The following is a 15,970-nucleotide window of genomic DNA, read 5'->3' as shown; positions in this document are numbered from 1 at the left end:
GTAGAATCCGTCACGGTCCGGCTGTACCTCGTGGTGCGGCCTTGCGGTCCGGGTCGCCAGACCCAGCCCGGACCGCGTCCATCCGGCGCCGACGGCGGCGGGCGCAATGCCTGTCGACGCGACGTCACACCTCGCCGGGGGGACCCGGCGACACGAGAAACCCGCCTCGGCGGGCTTGGAGGATAGGTGCTCAGCGCATTCGCCCGGGCTTTCCGGACGCCCGACCTGCGGCGCAAGCTGCTGTTCACGATCGCGATCATGGCGATCTTCCGCGTCGGCTCGTTCATCCCGACGCCGGGCGTGAACTACCCCAACGTCCGCCAGTGCATCGACCAGACGTCGGGAAGCACCTCGCTCCTGGGTCTCGTCAACACGTTCAGCGGTGGCGCGCTCCTGCAGCTGTCGATCTTCGCGCTCGGGATCATGCCGTACATCACCGCGAGCATCATCATCCAGCTGCTGCGCGTGGTGATCCCCCGCTTCGAGGCCCTGTACAAGGAGGGGCAGGCGGGTCAGGCGAAGCTGACGCAGTACACGCGCTACCTGACGATCGCCCTTGCGATCCTCCAGTCGACGACGGTCATCACGACCGCGCGCCAGGGCCTGCTCTTCCCGGGCTGCTCGCTCGACGTGATCGCGGATGACAGCGTCGTCACGTTGCTGCTCATGGTCATCACGATGACCGCCGGCACCGGCCTCATCATGTGGCTGGGCGAGCTCATCACCGAGCGTGGCGTCGGCAACGGCATGTCGCTGCTCATCTTCACGTCGATCGCCGCGGGCTTCCCGACGGGCCTCTGGTCGGTTGCAGGCGGCAACAACGGCATCCGCAACATCATCGTCGTGCTGCTGGTGATCGTGGTCGTCATCGGCCTCGTGGTCTACGTCGAGCAGTCGCAGCGCCGGGTGCCCGTCCAGTACGCGAAGCGCATGGTCGGCCGCCGCATGTACGGCGGCACCAGCACGTACATCCCGATCAAGATCAACATGGCGGGCGTGATCCCGGTGATCTTCGCGTCGTCGATCCTCGCGATCCCGACGCTCATCGCCCAGTTCGGCGACAAGTCAGCCGGGTGGGTCCAGTGGATCGTCAACCACCTCGCTCACCAGAGCTCGCCGCTGTACATCACGCTGTACGCGCTGCTCATCCTGTTCTTCTGCTTCTTCTACACGTCGATCACGTTCAACCCGGACGAGGTCGCGGACAACATGAAGAAGTACGGCGGCTTCATCCCCGGCATCCGCGCCGGCCGCCCGACCGCGGAGTACCTGGACTATGTGATCTCCCGCATCACGTCGGCCGGCTCGCTCTACCTCGTGGTCATCGCACTCATCCCGACGCTGATGGTCGTGTTCCTGGACCTGGCCAACCGCCTGCCGTTCGGTGGTTCGTCGATCCTCATCATCGTGGGCGTCGGCCTCGAGACCGTGAAGCAGATCGACTCGCAGCTGCAGCAGCGTCACTACGAAGGGTTCCTCCGTTGACAGAGAGCTCCGTCCCCTCGCGCCACGACCTGCACCCGGCTCCCGGCCCCGAGGGCCGCGTCACCCGCCTGCTGATCATGGGTCCGCAGGGCTCTGGCAAGGGCACGCAGGCCACGCGCCTGGCCGAGGTCTTCGGCATCCCCGCGATCTCGACCGGTGACATCTTCCGGGCGAACATCAAGGGCGAGACCGAGCTGGGCCGCCTCGCGCAGGAGTACACGAACAAGGGCGAGCTCGTGCCCGACGAGGTCACGGACAGGATGGTCCGCGGCCGCCTCGGCGAGGGGGACGCCCAGGGGGGCTTCATCCTCGACGGCTACCCGCGCAACGCGCACCAGGTCCAGGCGCTCGACGAGATCCTCGGCGACCTCGGCTGGCAGCTGGACGGCGTCATCGAGCTCACCGCGGACCGCGACGAGCTCCTGACCCGCATGGCCAAGCGCGCCGAGATCGAGGGCCGCGCGGACGACACCGAGGAGGCCATCGCGCGCCGCCTCGACATCTACGCGGAGCAGACCGCCCCGCTCACGTCCGCCTACGCCGAGCGCGGCCTGCTGGTTCAGGTCGACGGCATCGGCGAGATCACCGAGGTCACCGACCGCGTCGTCGCCGGCCTCGCAGCCCAGCTGGGCTGACAGAACGAGGCGACCTCGTCGCCTGAGGAGGAGGTCGCGGTGGTCCGCGAGCGCGTCGAGCTCAAGACGCCCGAGCAGGTGCGCGTCATGCGACGCGCCGGGCTCGTCGTCGCCGACGTGCTCGCGGCCGTCCGCGCCTCCGCCCGCCCCGGCATGACGACGGCGGACCTCGACGACGTCGCCCGCAAGGTGATCGCCGACGCGGGCGCGACGTCGAACTTCCTGGGGTACCACGGGTTCCCCGCCACCATCTGCGCCTCGGTCAACGACGAGGTGATCCACGGCATCCCCGGTCCGCGCGTGCTGCGGGCCGGGGACGTCGTGTCGGTGGATGCCGGCGCGGTCGTCGACGGCTGGCACGGCGACTCCGCGACCACGTTCGTCCTGGGCGCCGACGGCGCCCTTCCGCCGGGCTCGCCCGAGGCCGACCCTGGCGACGACGCCCTCGTGCGCGCGACCGAGGCGGCGCTCTGGGCCGGCATCGCCGCGCTGGCGCAGCGCGGCCGCCTGAACGACGTCGGCCGGGCGGTCGAGGCCGCGCTCGAGGTGGCCGCGGCGGCGACCGGCGAGGCGCTCGGCGTCGTCGAGGAGTACGTGGGGCACGGCATCGGCACTGCGATGCACCAGCCGCCCGACGTCCTCAACTACGCGACCCGCACGCGGGGGATCCCGCTCAGGACCGGGATGTGCCTGGCGGTCGAGCCCATGGTCTCGCGGGGGAGCGGGGCGACCCGCGAGCTCGGCGACGGCTGGACCGTCGTCACCACGGACGGGTCGCGCGCCGCGCACTGGGAGCACTCCGTCGCGATCCTCGCGGACGGCATCAGCGTGCTCACCGCGCCCGACGCCGGGGCCGAGCGCCTCGCCGTGCTGGGCGTCGACGTCGTGCGGCTGGACTGATCCGACGCATTGTCTGGCGCGTGAGCCACGGCACGGCCGTCCCGGCTTCCACCTCGTGGCGCCGTCCGGTAGGCTAGTACGTCGGGTGTAGTCCGTCCGCGCCCGTCTCCGGAGCATCGTCGATGCTCCGGTGATGTGCAGGCGGCAGCACGCGACATCCCACGTCCCACCATGAGTGCCACACCGTCGGCCGTACGCCGCGCGGTGCGGCCGGGCTCGCCCGGGGGCGTCGGAAGAAGTCAGGACGAAGAGTTAGCGGAGGATATGGCAAAGAAGGACGGTGTCATCGAGATCGAGGGCAGCGTGGTCGAGGCCCTGCCGAACGCGATGTTCCGCGTGGAGCTGGCAAACGGTCACAAGGTGCTCGCCCACATCTCGGGCAAGATGCGCCAGCACTACATCCGCATCCTCCCCGAGGACCGGGTGGTCGTTGAGCTGAGCCCGTACGACCTGTCCCGTGGCCGGATCGTCTACCGCTACAAGTAGTCCGTCCCCCACCCGATACGACCAGCCGCCGTCACGCCCTCGTGCGTGCCGCTGGCGAAGGAAGACTCATGAAGGTCAAGCCGAGCGTCAAGAAGATCTGCGACAAGTGCAAGGTGATCCGCCGGCACGGTCGCGTCATGGTGATCTGCGAGAACCTGCGCCACAAGCAGCGCCAGGGCTGAGCAGAACACTCTGACTCCGGGTGACGGCAGCGCCGCCACCACCAGCGCACCACCACGACCTCGACCACCTGCTGAGGGGCGAAGCCCCTGGCGAGGTAGGGAAGAGGGGAACCCCCGGTCCGGAGGCCGGGGCCCGCGGCTATCGCGGGAGGGTGGTGCGGACGACCTCCGGGCGAAGTACAGGAGCCGTCAGGCACATGGCACGTCTTATCGGCGTCGACCTCCCCCGCGAGAAGCGGGTCGAGATCGCGCTCACCTACATCTACGGCGTCGGCCGTACCCGCGCGTCGGAGACGCTGGTCGCCACGGGCATCAGCCCCGACGTCCGCGTCAAGGACCTCGACGACGCGCAGCTCGTCGCTCTCCGTGACTACCTCGAGGGCAGCTACAAGCTCGAGGGTGACCTTCGCCGTGAGGTCGCTGCCGACATCCGCCGCAAGGTCGAGATCGGCACCTACCAGGGTCTGCGCCACCGTCGCGGGCTGCCGGTGCGCGGTCAGCGCACCAAGACCAACGCGCGCACCCGCAAGGGTCCGAAGCGCACCGTCGCGGGCAAGAAGAAGGCCCGCTGACGTCAGCAGTCCGAGCCGGGCGTCACTAGCGCCCGCTCCGGTCCGACGACCTCAGTACAGGAGAGAACGAGCAGATGCCTCCCAAGACTCGTGCCGCTGCCGGCACGCGCAAGCCGCGCCGCAAGGACAAGAAGAACGTCCCGGTCGGCCAGGCGCACATCAAGAGCACCTTCAACAACACGATCGTCTCGATCACCGACCCGACGGGCGCCGTGATCGCGTGGGCCTCCGCCGGCCACGTCGGCTTCAAGGGTTCGCGCAAGTCGACGCCGTTCGCCGCGCAGCTGGCCGCCGAGTCGGCCGCCCGCCGCGCTCAGGAGCACGGCGTGAAGAAGGTCGACGTCTTCGTCAAGGGCCCGGGTTCCGGTCGCGAGACCGCCATCCGCTCCCTCCAGGCGACCGGCCTCGAGGTCGGCTCCATCCAGGACGTCACGCCCCAGGCTCACAACGGCGTTCGCCCGCCGAAGCGCCGCCGCGTCTGACCCTCCCGGCCGGCCGGGCCTCGTGCCCGGCCGGCTGACCCCTGGCCGGACGGACGGACAGAGCCCGCCCGGCCGTGCGAGTGATCGCTGATCCCGTGATGCGTCATATGGCGGACGCACACCGAAAGGACAACCACAGTGCTGATCGCACAGCGCCCCTCCCTGACCGAAGAGGTCATCTCGGAGCACCGCACCCGTTTTGCCATCGAGCCGCTGGAGCCGGGCTTCGGCTACACGCTCGGCAACTCGCTGCGCCGCACCCTGCTGTCGTCCATCCCGGGCGCGGCCGTCACCTCCATCCGCATCGACGGTGTGCTCCACGAGTTCACCACCGTGCCGGGTGTGAAGGAGGACGTCACCGAGATCATCCTCAACATCAAGAACCTCGTCGTCTCCTCGGAGAACGACGAGCCGGTCGTCATGTACCTGCGCAAGCAGGGCGCCGGGGCCGTCACCGCCGCGGACATCGTGCCGCCGGCGGGCGTCGAGGTGCACAACCCCGACCTGCACATCGCCACGCTGAACGACAAGGGCAAGCTCGAGATCGAGCTGACCGTCGAGCGTGGTCGTGGCTACGTCTCCGCCGCGCAGAACAAGTCGGCGGACGCCGAGATCGGCCGCATCCCGGTCGACTCGATCTACTCGCCGGTCCTCAAGGTCACGTACAAGGTCGAGGCCACCCGTGTGGAGCAGCGCACGGACTTCGACAAGCTGATCGTCGACGTCGAGACGAAGCCGGCCATCACGCCGCGCGACGCTCTCGCCTCCGCCGGCAAGACGCTCGTCGAGCTGTTCGGCCTCGCCCGCGAGCTGAACGTCGAGGCCGAGGGCATCGAGATCGGCCCGTCGCCGACGGACTCCGCGCTGGCCGCGGACCTGGCGCTGCCGATCGAGGAGCTCAACCTCACCATCCGTTCGTACAACTGCCTCAAGCGCGAGGGCATCCACCAGGTCGGTGAGCTCGTCGCGCGCAGCGAGGCGGACCTGCTCGACATCCGCAACTTCGGCGCGAAGTCGATCAACGAGGTCAAGGAGAAGCTGGCCGAGCTCGGCCTGGCGCTCAAGGACTCGCCGCTCGACTTCGACCCGTCGGCCACCTTCTACGACGGTGGCGACGACGCGGCCTACGACGAGCAGTCGTACTGACGATTCCCTGCTTCGTGCAGCCCCGCCGCCGCGGCCGTAGTGCCGCGCGGCGGGGAACCCCCTCAAGGAGAACCCGAAAATGCCTACCCCCACCAAGGGTCCGCGGCTCGGCGGTGGCCCGGCTCACGAGCGTCTGATCCTCGCGAACCTCGCCACCGCGCTCTTCGAGCACGGCCGCATCACCACCACCGTGACCAAGGCGAAGCGCGTCCAGCCGCTGGCCGAGCGTCTCATCACGTTCGCGAAGCGTGGCGACCTGCACGCCCGCCGTCGCGTCCTCACCGTGGTGCGCGACAAGGGCGTGGTGCACACGCTGTTCACCGAGATCGCCCCGGCCGTGGCCGAGCGCAACGGTGGCTACACGCGCGTGACGAAGATCGGCAACCGCAAGGGCGACAACGCCCCCATGGCCGTCATCGAGCTCGTGACCGAGCCCGTGAGCCCGAAGCAGGCCGTCGTCAAGGAGGCCGAGAAGGCCGCCAAGAAGGCCGCGCCGAAGAAGGCCGCGAAGGTCGAGGAGCCCGCCGTCGAGGAGACCGTCGAAGCTCCCGCCGAGGTCGAGGCGACCGAGGTCGCCGAGGCGCCGGCCGAGGCCGTCGCGGAGACCGCCACCGAGCCTGAGGCGGCGACGACCGAGACGGCCGAGGAGACGAAGGAGGCCTGAGCCTCTTCGCATCCCGCTGTCTGACGAGGGTCCCGCACCGACGCCGGTGCGGGGCCCTCGTGCGTTCGCTCTGTCCCGTCGCGCGACCGCCCGGCCGGGTGGCAGAGTGGTCGGACCCAGGGGAGGCGCGATGAGTGACGTGGCCGGTGCCGTCCCCGTGCTGTTCGTGCACGGGGCGCGTACGTCGCGCACCATGTGGCGCCGCCAGCTCGACGTGCTCGACGCCGGTGGCGTGACCACCCTCGCCGTCGACCTGCCCGGGCACGGCGAGCGGCTGGGCGAGCGGTTCACGCTCGAGGGAGCCCTCGAGGTGATGCACGACGGCGTCGCAGGGCTGGGCGGGCGGGCTCTCGTCGTCGGGCTGTCGCTCGGGGGGTACCTCGCGGTCGAGCACCGGGCGCGGTACCCCGAGCAGTCGGCTGGGCTCGTCGCGGCGTCGTGCTGCACGCCCCCGCAGTCGCGGCTGCGGGGCGCCTGGCTGGTCGCGTCGCGCGCGCTCGAGGAGCGCCCTGACCACGGCGCCCGCCTCAACGACCTGCTCGTGGCCCTGACGTTCGACGCCGAAGCAGCCCGCGACATCGCCGCCGGCGGGTACGCGCTCACGGTGATGACCGACGTGCTGCACGAGGTCGCGGCCTCCGACACCCTCGAGGCGCTCGCGCGCGGCACCAGCCCCGTGTGGATCGTCAACGGCCGCTGGGACCACTTCCGCGGCCGGGAGCGTCAGACGGTCGCCGCGGCGCGAGCCGGCGGCGCGCCCACCCGGCTCGTCGTCGTCCCGCACGCGCGGCACCCCGTGAGCCTCGACGCGCCGGTCGCGTTCGCGCGCGTGGTGCTCGAGGCCGTCGCGGCGGTGAGCTCCGCGGGCGAGGTCCTCAGCCCCACGTCTCGCGGGGGAGCTCCCACGCTCGCGCCCCGCCCACGAGAGCCGCTGAGTTCGGCACGATGACGACGTCGTCGCCCAGCCGCGCGAGCGCGGCGGGCGTGATGCGGCGCGAGTTGCCGCCGCCCAGGTAGAGGCGGTCCCACCAGAACACGGGGCGCAGACCCTCGACCATCGCCACGACCCGGCGCGACCACAGGCCGTCGCCGAGGCGCCGCCGCTCGGGCTCGCCGATGAGCTCGTCATAGGTCGTGCCGCGCCGCACCGGCGCGCGCGACCACTCCAGGTGCGGTGCCAGCAGACCGCCGTCGAACAGGGCAGACCCCAGGCCCGTCCCCAGCGTGAGGACGAGCTCGAGTCCCGAGCCGGCGATGACGCCGGCGCCGTGGACCTCCGCGTCGTTGAGCACCATCGCGGGCACTGCGAGCCGCTCCGAGAGGGCGGCGCGGACGTCGAAGCTGGACCAGGCCGTGACGAGCTCCGGCTCCACCCGGGAGCGCGGCCCCGACCGCGTGATGTAGTGCGGCGTGTGCACGACGACGCCGTGGCGGATCATGCCGGGCATCCCGACGGTCGCGCGGTGGGCACGCGGCAGCGAGTCGGCGATGCCGGCGACGGTGTCGACCAGGAGCGACGGAGGCAGCGGGTAAGGCGTCCGGACGCGGACCGGCGCGGCGTGCGCGGTGCCCGCCTCGTCGAGCACGGCAGCCTTGATGCCGCCGCCACCACAGTCGACGGCGAGGGTGAGCGTCTCTGGCACGGTGCCATCATCGCCCGTCCCCGCCCCTCCGTCCGTGAGAATGGGGCGGTGAACGACGTGGAGAGCGTGCGCGTCCGGCTGGACCTGGCCTACGACGGCACCGGGTTCGCGGGCTGGGCCAAGCAGCCGGCGCTGCGCACCGTGCAGGGAGCGCTCGAGGAGGGGCTCGAGCGCGTGCTGCGCTCGCAGGCGCTGGGCCTGCCCGCGCCGCGCCTCACGGTCGCGGGGCGTACCGACGCAGGCGTGCACGCGCGCGGTCAGGTGGCGCACGTCGACGTGCCGGTTCCGCGGTGGGAGGCCCTGCCGGGACGGTCGGACCGCGAGCCCGGCGAGTCGCTGGTCGCGCGGCTGGCGGGCGTGCTGCCGCACGACGTCGTCGTGCACCACGCGCAGCTCGCGCCCGCCGGCTTCGACGCCCGCTTCTCGGCGCTCTACCGGCGCTACGCCTTCCGGATCGCCGACGACGCCGCGCAGCGGGACCCGCTGCGGCGCACCCACGTGCTGTGGCACCGGCGTCCGCTCGACGCCGCGGCGATGCACGACGCCGTCCAGACGCTTCTCGGCGTGCGCGACTTCGCGGCGTTCTGCAAGCCCCGGCCGGGCGCGACGACGATCCGGGAGCTCAAGGAGCTGTCCTGGACCCGGCCGGTCGACGGGCCGGACGCGGGGCTCGTCGTCGCGCGCGTGGTCGCGGACGCGTTCTGCCACAACATGGTGCGGTCGCTCGTCGGCGCGTCGATCGCCGTCGGGGAGGGGCGCAAGCCGGTGGGCTGGCCGGCCGACGTGCTGGCGTCGGGGCGGCGCGAGCTGAACGCCGCCGTCGTGCCGGCGCACGGCCTGGTGCTCGAGGAGGTCGTCTACCCGCCGGACGCGGAGCTGGCCGCACGGGCGGAGCGAGTCCGCGCGCTCAGGATGGACGAGGACGTCTGGGACGCTCCCGAGGCGCCGCGGTAGCGGGTCCTCGCGGTCAGGGTTCCTCGACCCAGTGGACCGCAGCCTCTTCCGCCGAGGCGGCGGCGCCGTCGACGCCCGCATCCTCGCCGTAGAGGTCGTTGTCGCGGCGGCGGCCCTCGTCGTCGGGGTCGGCGTCGTCGTCCTCGACCAGTCGGCCCGCTCGGTTCGGGTCCGTCGGACGGCGGCGGGCCTCATCCCACCAGTCGGGCTCCTCGGCCGCCAGGCGCGTCTCCAGGGGCTCGTCGCGTGCCTGCTCCCACGCGGTCTCGCCCCAGTGGTTGGCACGTTCGCGCTCGGGCGGCGACGTGCCCTCGTCCAGCGGGTCGTAGTCGCCGCGGTCGAACAGGGTGTCGCCGGCCGACAGCTGGTCGGTGTCGCCCTCGGCCCCGGTCTCGGGGTCCGGGGCGGTTCCCGGGGTCTCAACACTCATGCGACCACGATCCTCCCCGTACCGCGTGCGCGCAGCCCGAGGGCCGCGGCGGCCGGCCGGCGACGGGCTCGGCGGCATCCTCGGCGCGATCCTCGGCGCTGGGGGCTCGGGCGGGTCCGGCGGCGGTCTCGACCCCCGCTCCATCCTGGGCGGACTCGGTGGTCCGCTGGGCGGCGGCCGTCGCTGATCACCTTGCGGCGGGACGTGCTGCGCGCTCGATGGCGCGACGTGACCGAACTCGCTTTGGTGATCGGTCGGGCCCCGGGCTAGACTGGCCAGTCGTTGTGCTGTGTTCCGACGTCCCGCGACTCTCAGCGCGCCCACTCGCACCGAGATCGCATGGCCGGGATGTCAATCCTGGAACTTCCCGCGCACAACGCTGACTCATCGGGCGCCGCTTCTAGCCCGACGACACCGAACACGAAAAGGTTACGAACCGTGCGTACGTACACCCCAAAGCCCGGCGACGTCCAGCGTGACTGGTACGTCATCGACGCGACCGACGTCGTCCTGGGCCGTCTGGCGACTCACGTCGCCACGCTCCTGCGCGGGAAGCACAAGCCGACCTTCGCCCCTCACGTCGACGGCGGTGACTTCGTCATCGTCATCAACGCCGACAAGGTTGCCCTGACCGGCAACAAGCGGACGACGAAGCTGGCCTACCGCCACTCCGGCTACCCGGGCGGTCTGCGCTCCGTGGCCTACGGCGAGCTCCTCGAGAAGAACCCCGAGCGGGCCGTCGAGAAGGCCGTCCGCGGCATGCTGCCGAAGAACTCCCTCGGCCGTCAGCAGCTCGGCAAGCTGAAGGTCTACCGCGGCGCGGAGCACCCGCACGCGGCCCAGCAGCCCCAGCCGTTCGAGATCACCCAGGTTTCGCAGCAGGCCTGAGCCGCTGCGTAACGATACGAAGGATTCTGAAGTGGCAGAGACCACCGTCGACACCGAGCTGGACGAGACCACGCCCAGCACCTACACGACCGAGACCGAGGCGCCCGTCGCGAACCGCGGTCAGTCCATCACGGCTCCGGGCCAGGCCCTGGGCCGCCGCAAGGAGGCCGTGGCGCGCGTGCGCCTCGTCCCCGGCACCGGCCAGTGGAAGATCAACGGCCGCACCCTCGAGGACTACTTCCCGAACAAGGTGCACCAGCAGCTGGTGAACTCGCCGCTGAAGCTGGTCGAGGTCGAGGGTCGCTTCGACGTCGTCGCCCGCATCACGGGTGGCGGCTCGTCCGGCCAGGCCGGCGCCCTGCGCCTGGGCATCGCCCGCGCGCTCAACGAGATCGACCGCGAGTCGAACCGCGCGGCCCTGAAGAAGGCCGGCTTCCTGACCCGCGACCCCCGCGCCGTCGAGCGTAAGAAGGCCGGTCTCAAGAAGGCCCGCAAGGCTCCGCAGTACTCGAAGCGCTGATCGTCACGATCGCCGCTTTACGCGCGGCCCCGCCGGACATCGTCCGGCGGGGCCGTCGCCGTCTCACCGGCGCTGCGCGACGCCCCCGCGACCGCGGGCCGCGCGCCGCGGGTGTCTACCATCGTCAGGTCTGCCCGAGGAGGAAAAATCACATGGCTCGTCTGTTCGGCACCGACGGAGTGCGGGGCCTCGCCAACCGCGACGTGACCGCGGAGCTCGCACTGGCGCTCGGGAGCGCGGCGGCGCACGAGCTCGCTTCGACCCCGCAGGCGCCCGGCCACCGCTCCCGCGCCGTGCTGGGCCGCGACCCGCGCGCATCGGGCGAGTTCCTCGGCGCCGGCGTCACGGCGGGCCTCGCGAGCGCGGGCGTCGACGTCATCGACCTGGGCGTGCTGCCGACGCCGGCGCTGGCGTACCTGGTCAGTGAGCTCGACTGCGACCTCGGCGTCATGATCTCCGCGTCGCACAACCCGATGCCGGACAACGGCATCAAGTTCTTCCAGCGTGGCGGCCTCAAGCTCGACGACGCCGTCGAGGACCGCATCGAGGCCTGGATCCAGGAGACGTGGGAGCTGCCCACGGGCGCGTCGGTCGGGCGCGTGCGCGTCGACAACGGCAGCGCCGTGGACCGCTACGTCGAGCACCTGGTCGCGAGCATCGGCACGACGGCGGACCACCGCCCCCTCGAGGGCCTGCGCATCGCCGTCGACGCCGCGAACGGCGCCGCGAGCGTCGTCGGGCCGGAGGCGCTGCGCCAGGCCGGCGCCGACGTCGTCGTGATGAACGCGAGCCCCGACGGGCGCAACATCAACGAGAAGGCCGGGTCCACGCACCCCGAGCAGCTCCAGGCCGTCGTCGTCGCGGCGGAGGCGGACTTCGGCGTCGCGTTCGACGGCGACGCCGACCGCTGCCTCGCCGTGGACCACGGCGGCGTGCTCGTCGACGGCGACCAGATCCTCGGCATCCTCGCGCGGTCGATGAAGGCCGAGCAACGGCTGCCCAACGACACGCTCGTCGTGACGGTCATGAGCAACCTGGGCCTGCTGCTGGCCATGAAGGAGTCCGGGATCACGACCGTGCAGACGGGCGTCGGCGACCGGTACGTGCTCGAGGAGATGCGCGCCCACGGGCACGGCCTGGGCGGCGAGCAGTCGGGGCACATCATCCTCGCGGAGCACGCGACCACGGGCGACGGCGTGCTGACGTCGCTGCACCTGGCGGCCGAGGTGAAGCGCTCCGGCAAGCGTCTCGCCGACCTCGCGGCCGAGATCCGGCGGCTGCCGCAGACCTTGGTCAACGTCAAGGGCGTCGACAAGGCGCGGGCGAGCAGCGACCAGGGCGTGCTGGCCGCCGTCGCGGCCGCCGAGGCGCTGCTGGGTGAGACCGGGCGCGTGCTGCTGCGCTCGTCCGGCACGGAGCCGCTCGTGCGCGTGATGGTCGAGGCCGCGACGCAGCAGCAGGCCGACGGCGTGGCCGACTCGCTCGCCGCCGTCGTCCGCGAGCGGCTGGCGCTGTGAGCGCGGCGGCCTCGGGATTCGCCGGACCGGTCGACGGCGAGCTGCGCTCCGCGGTCGCGGATCTGCTCGCCGCCGTCGGCCCGAACGGCGTGCTGCCGATCGTGCAGGCCGGCGACCCTGTGCTGCGGAAGCCTGCCGTGCCGTACACGGGTCAGCTCGGCGACCTGCTGGTGCCGCTCGTCGAGGTCATGCGCCGCACGATGCACGCCGCACCCGGCGTCGGGCTCGCGGCGCCGCAGATCGGCATCGGGCTGGCGCTCGCCGTCGCCGAGGACCGCGGAGCGGAGGACGACCCGCGCGAGCGCACACCCCTGCCGTTCCGCGTGCTGGTGAACCCCGTGTACGAGGCGCTGGAGGAGGCCGACGGCAGCCCCGCCCGGCGCACGCCGTTCTTCGAGGGCTGCCTGTCGATCGAGGGCTGGCACGCGCTCGTCGCCCGGCATCACCGCGTGCGCCTGACGGCCCAGGACGAGACGGGCGCGCCCGTCGACGAGGTGCTCACCGGATGGCCCGCCCGGATCATCCAGCACGAGACCGACCACCTGCGCGGCGAGCTCTACCTCGACCACGCCGTCCCGCGCTCGATCACGAGCAACATCAACCTCGTCAAGATCTGGGGCGGCGCGCCCGACCCTGCCCCCGTCGCGGCGGCGCTCGGGTTCGAGGTGCCCTGAGTCCCTCCGGTGAAGTCCGGGTGAAAGTTCCCCGAGTCAGGGTCGGACCAGGGGATATCCCGACGCCAGGCGCCAGGTCGGCCGCCTACGCTTGTGCCGGGCGCCGCTCGGGGGCCCGGGGCACCCGACGACGAGAGGACCTCACCGCGTGGACGTGGCGACGATCCTGGACCAGCTCCAGGGCTGGATCCTCGCCCTGTCCGGTGCCGCCTGGGTCTACCCCGCGATGTTCGGGCTCGCCCTGGTCGACGGGTTCTTCCCGCCGCTGCCGAGCGAGTCGGTCGTCATCACGCTCGCGGTCGCGTCGCGAGCGACGGGCTCACCGTGGCTGGTCGGCATCCTCGTCGCCGCGGTGCTCGGCGCCTGGTGCGGTGACCAGGTCGCGTACCAGATCGGCCGGTCGGTCGGCACCGAGCGCATCGCCATCCTGCGCACCAAGCGGGGCAGGTCCACGGTCGTGTGGGCGCGGCGTGCGCTCGCCCGCCGCGGGGCGTCGTTCATCATCGCTGCCCGGTACGTGCCCATCGGGCGCGTCGCGGTGAACATGACCGCGGGAGCCGTCGGGTACCCCCGGCGGGCGTTCATGGGCTACTCAGCGATCGCGGCCGTCGTCTGGGGCCTCTACTCGCTGGCCGTGGGCCTCACGGCGGGCGCCTGGCTGGAGGACGTGCCGCTGCTGGCCATGGCCGTCGGGATCGTCGCAGGCTCGCTGGTCGGCCTCCTCCTGGACCGGGTCGTGCGCGTCGTGCTGCAGCACCGCGGCGAGCCGGTGGAGGAGCCAGCCGACGACGAGGCGCCGCTCGAGCCCGCCGGCGACGTCGCGGCCTGAGCGCCGTCAGAGCTTGCGGAGCCGCACCCGCTGGACCGAGTGGTCGGCACCCTTGGTGAGCACCAGCGTGGCCCGGCCGCGCGTGGGCAGGATGTTCTGCTCCAGGTTCGGGGCGTTGATGGCCTCCCAGATGGACAACGCCCGCTCGGTCGCCTGCTCGTCCGTGAGCTCGGCGTACCGGCGGAAGTAGCTCTCGGGCCGGGAGAACGCCGTCTGGCGCAGGTTCAGGAACCTGTCCACGTACCACTGGCGGATGTTGCGCGTGCGGGCGTCGACGAAGATCGAGAAGTCGAAGAAGTCGCTCACCGCGACGGTCGAGTCCGCCGCCGCGCCGGGCCGGGCGGGCTGCAGCACGTTGAGGCCCTCGACGATGAGCACGTCGGGGCGGTGCACCACGACCTCCTCGCCCGGCACGATGTCGTAGGTGACGTGCGAGTAGACGGGCGCGCGCACCTCCTCCTGGCCCGCCTTGACGCGGGAGACGAACCGCACCAGGGCCCGGCGGTCGTACGACTCGGGGAAGCCCTTGCGCTCCATGAGGCCGCGGCGCTGCAGCTCGGCGTTGGGGTAGAGGAACCCGTCCGTGGTCACGAGCTCGACGTGCGGGGTCTCGGGCCAGCGGGCCATCATCTCGCGCAGGATGCGCGCCACCGTCGACTTGCCCACCGCGACCGAGCCCGCCACGCCGATGACGTACGGCGTGCGGGGGCCGCCCTCGCGGAGGAACGTCGACGTCGCCTGGTGCAGGCCGGCGGTGGCCGTCACGTACAAGTTGAGCAGGCGCGAGAGCGGGCGGTAGACGGCGTCGACCTCCGCGAGGTCGATCGGGTCGCCGAGGCCACGCAGACGCTGCACGTCCGCGTCGGTCAGGGGCAGCGGCGTCGACTCCGAGAGGCGGCTCCACGCGGCGCGGTCGAGGTCCACGTACGGCGACGTCGGTGCGCGGCCGGCGAGCGGGAGGTCGGCGAGCATCGGCTCGATCGAGGGGAGGGCGCCGTCCTCGGCGCCTTCGGGCAGGGCAACCACGTCACCGATTGTGCCGCACGCGGTACCCCGTCTCGTCACGCGGGGCGGTGGCACGATCACGCGGCGGCCGGCACCGCGACGTCCGTCAGCCGGTCCGTGAGCGCGAGCGCGTCGTGCGGCGCGTGCGCGTCCCCGTCGTTGTCGAGGTAGACGACGACGTCGTGGCCGTCGTCGTGCCACGCGCGGACCCGGCGAGCCCACTCGTCAAGGGTGCGCGGAGCGTAGCCGCTGGCGTACAGGCGGGTGCGGCCATGGAGCCGCACGTAGACCAGGTCGGCCGTGACGTGATCGAGCAGCGGCCACTGCCCCGCGCCCTCGGAGACCGCGAGCGCCACGCCGTGCTCGCGCAGCAGGCGCAGCGCGGCCGGATCCTCGAACGAGCGGTGCCGGGCCTCCAGGGCGTGAAGGAGGGGGCGGTCGGCGTCGACGTCGGTCCACGGGTCGGTCTTCAGCTTGTCGTCGTGCTCGCGCGCCAGGCGTGCGGCGGCACCGGTGGAGCGCGGCAGGAGGTCCAGGAACTCCTCGAGCACGCCCAGGTCGCAGCGCTGGCGCTCCGGAAGCTGCCACAGCACCGGGCCGAGCCGGTCGCCGAGCGCCAGCACGCCGCTCGCGAAGAAGTTGGCGAGCGGGGTGCGCACGCCGCGCAACCGCTTCATGTGCGTGACGAACCGCCCGCCCTTGACCGCGAACACGAAGCCGGGCGGGGTGGCGTCACGCCACGCGAGGTACGACGCCGGCCGCTGGAGCGAGTAGAAGGAGCCGTCGAGCTCGACCGTGGGGAAGCAGGCGGCGACGTGCTCGAGCTCCCGGCGCTGCGGCAGGCCGCGCGGGTAGAAGCGCCCGCGCCAGTGGGCGTAGCGCCAGCCGGAGACCCCGATGCGCACCGACCCCATACGGACGACGTTAAGCGCGGAACGAGCCGCACACCCTCCGCCGG

At 72.1% G+C, this 15,970-nt stretch carries 21 protein-coding genes; 17 read left to right on the top strand and 4 right to left on the bottom strand.

The features are described from left to right. Positions 1-186 precede the first annotated feature (186 nt). The 10 genes from secY to ACO4JP_RS16265 all read left to right on the top strand — a co-directional run bounded on the left by secY (position 187) and on the right by ACO4JP_RS16265 (position 7,501). Entirely contained in the window at positions 187-1,485 is a 1,299-nt protein-coding gene (gene secY, locus ACO4JP_RS16310; RefSeq protein WP_425955029.1) for a preprotein translocase subunit SecY, read from the top strand. After that, positions 1,482-2,120, top strand: a complete 639-nt coding sequence (locus tag ACO4JP_RS16305; RefSeq protein WP_425955028.1) for an adenylate kinase — start codon at positions 1,482-1,484, stop codon at positions 2,118-2,120. The genes secY and ACO4JP_RS16305 overlap by 4 nt, the downstream gene beginning before the upstream one ends. A gap of 39 nt (positions 2,121-2,159) precedes the next feature. After that, complete coding sequence (gene map / locus ACO4JP_RS16300) at positions 2,160-3,020, top strand: type I methionyl aminopeptidase (RefSeq protein ID WP_425955027.1); 861 nt, start codon at positions 2,160-2,162, stop codon at positions 3,018-3,020. A gap of 264 nt (positions 3,021-3,284) precedes the next feature. Further along, entirely contained in the window at positions 3,285-3,506 is a 222-nt protein-coding gene (infA, locus tag ACO4JP_RS16295; protein WP_012867920.1) for a translation initiation factor IF-1, read from the top strand. Positions 3,507-3,574: 68 nt separating this feature from the next. After that, entirely contained in the window at positions 3,575-3,688 is a 114-nt protein-coding gene (gene rpmJ / locus ACO4JP_RS16290) for a 50S ribosomal protein L36 (RefSeq protein ID WP_009740505.1), read from the top strand. 197 nt (positions 3,689-3,885) lie between these two features. Beyond that, positions 3,886-4,260, top strand: coding sequence for a 30S ribosomal protein S13 (gene rpsM / locus ACO4JP_RS16285; RefSeq protein WP_425955026.1), 375 nt, complete (start codon positions 3,886-3,888; stop codon positions 4,258-4,260). 74 nt (positions 4,261-4,334) lie between these two features. Further along, positions 4,335-4,742, top strand: a complete 408-nt coding sequence (gene rpsK / locus ACO4JP_RS16280; protein WP_425955025.1) for a 30S ribosomal protein S11 — start codon at positions 4,335-4,337, stop codon at positions 4,740-4,742. A gap of 138 nt (positions 4,743-4,880) precedes the next feature. Next, entirely contained in the window at positions 4,881-5,888 is a 1,008-nt protein-coding gene (locus ACO4JP_RS16275) for a DNA-directed RNA polymerase subunit alpha (protein WP_425955024.1), read from the top strand. A 79-nt stretch (positions 5,889-5,967) separates the two neighbouring features. After that, complete coding sequence (gene rplQ / locus ACO4JP_RS16270; RefSeq protein ID WP_425955023.1) at positions 5,968-6,552, top strand: 50S ribosomal protein L17; 585 nt, start codon at positions 5,968-5,970, stop codon at positions 6,550-6,552. Positions 6,553-6,682: 130 nt separating this feature from the next. Beyond that, entirely contained in the window at positions 6,683-7,501 is an 819-nt protein-coding gene (locus ACO4JP_RS16265; protein WP_425955022.1) for an alpha/beta fold hydrolase, read from the top strand. On the opposite strand, the gene ACO4JP_RS16260 is transcribed toward ACO4JP_RS16265, so the two are convergent. Continuing rightward, the gene (locus tag ACO4JP_RS16260; RefSeq protein WP_425955021.1) at positions 7,428-8,195 is read right to left on the bottom strand and encodes an ROK family protein; all 768 of its coding nucleotides are present in this window, start codon (positions 8,193-8,195) and stop codon (positions 7,428-7,430) included. The two genes, ACO4JP_RS16265 and ACO4JP_RS16260, sit on opposite strands and share 74 nt — an antisense overlap. 57 nt (positions 8,196-8,252) lie before the next feature. On the opposite strand from ACO4JP_RS16260, the gene truA reads away from it, so the two are divergent. Next, complete coding sequence (truA, locus tag ACO4JP_RS16255) at positions 8,253-9,149, top strand: tRNA pseudouridine(38-40) synthase TruA (protein ID WP_425957133.1); 897 nt, start codon at positions 8,253-8,255, stop codon at positions 9,147-9,149. A 13-nt stretch (positions 9,150-9,162) separates the two neighbouring features. Here the strand turns inward: truA and ACO4JP_RS16250 are convergent, their stop codons facing one another. Beyond that, a complete protein-coding gene (locus ACO4JP_RS16250; RefSeq protein WP_425955020.1) occupies positions 9,163-9,579 on the bottom strand; it encodes a DUF5709 domain-containing protein in 417 nt (138 codons plus the stop codon). Positions 9,580-9,604: 25 nt separating this feature from the next. Here ACO4JP_RS16250 and ACO4JP_RS16245 point away from each other — a divergent pair, with 25 nt between their 5' ends. The 6 genes from ACO4JP_RS16245 (at position 9,605) to ACO4JP_RS16220 (ending at position 14,007) form a co-directional block, all read left to right on the top strand. Continuing rightward, complete coding sequence (locus tag ACO4JP_RS16245; RefSeq protein ID WP_425955019.1) at positions 9,605-9,766, top strand: hypothetical protein; 162 nt, start codon at positions 9,605-9,607, stop codon at positions 9,764-9,766. Between the two features lie 251 nt (positions 9,767-10,017). Beyond that, on the top strand, positions 10,018-10,467 hold the full coding sequence (gene rplM / locus ACO4JP_RS16240) for a 50S ribosomal protein L13 (protein ID WP_425955018.1): 450 nt from the start codon (positions 10,018-10,020) through the stop codon (positions 10,465-10,467). A 31-nt stretch (positions 10,468-10,498) separates the two neighbouring features. Further along, positions 10,499-10,987, top strand: coding sequence for a 30S ribosomal protein S9 (gene rpsI, locus ACO4JP_RS16235; RefSeq protein ID WP_425955017.1), 489 nt, complete (start codon positions 10,499-10,501; stop codon positions 10,985-10,987). 152 nt (positions 10,988-11,139) lie between these two features. Continuing rightward, on the top strand, positions 11,140-12,504 hold the full coding sequence (glmM, locus tag ACO4JP_RS16230) for a phosphoglucosamine mutase (RefSeq protein ID WP_425955016.1): 1,365 nt from the start codon (positions 11,140-11,142) through the stop codon (positions 12,502-12,504). Continuing rightward, the gene (locus ACO4JP_RS16225) at positions 12,501-13,178 is read left to right on the top strand and encodes a peptide deformylase (RefSeq protein ID WP_425955015.1); all 678 of its coding nucleotides are present in this window, start codon (positions 12,501-12,503) and stop codon (positions 13,176-13,178) included. The genes glmM and ACO4JP_RS16225 overlap by 4 nt, the downstream gene beginning before the upstream one ends. A gap of 148 nt (positions 13,179-13,326) precedes the next feature. Further along, on the top strand, positions 13,327-14,007 hold the full coding sequence (locus ACO4JP_RS16220; RefSeq protein ID WP_425955014.1) for a DedA family protein: 681 nt from the start codon (positions 13,327-13,329) through the stop codon (positions 14,005-14,007). A 6-nt stretch (positions 14,008-14,013) separates the two neighbouring features. Here the strand turns inward: ACO4JP_RS16220 and coaA are convergent, their stop codons facing one another. Both coaA and ACO4JP_RS16210 read right to left on the bottom strand, forming a co-directional pair. Further along, entirely contained in the window at positions 14,014-14,979 is a 966-nt protein-coding gene (gene coaA / locus ACO4JP_RS16215; RefSeq protein WP_425957132.1) for a type I pantothenate kinase, read from the bottom strand. Between the two features lie 110 nt (positions 14,980-15,089). After that, on the bottom strand, positions 15,090-15,926 hold the full coding sequence (locus tag ACO4JP_RS16210; RefSeq protein WP_425955013.1) for a DUF72 domain-containing protein: 837 nt from the start codon (positions 15,924-15,926) through the stop codon (positions 15,090-15,092). Between the last annotated feature and the right edge of the window lie 44 nt (positions 15,927-15,970).

It is taken from the genome of Xylanimonas sp. McL0601, assembly GCF_049852175.1.
In the GTDB taxonomy this organism is placed as follows: Bacteria; Actinomycetota; Actinomycetes; order Actinomycetales; family Cellulomonadaceae; genus Xylanimonas.
The sequence above is the reverse complement of the archived record's forward strand: the minus strand, read 5'-3'. Positions and strand labels throughout refer to the sequence as shown.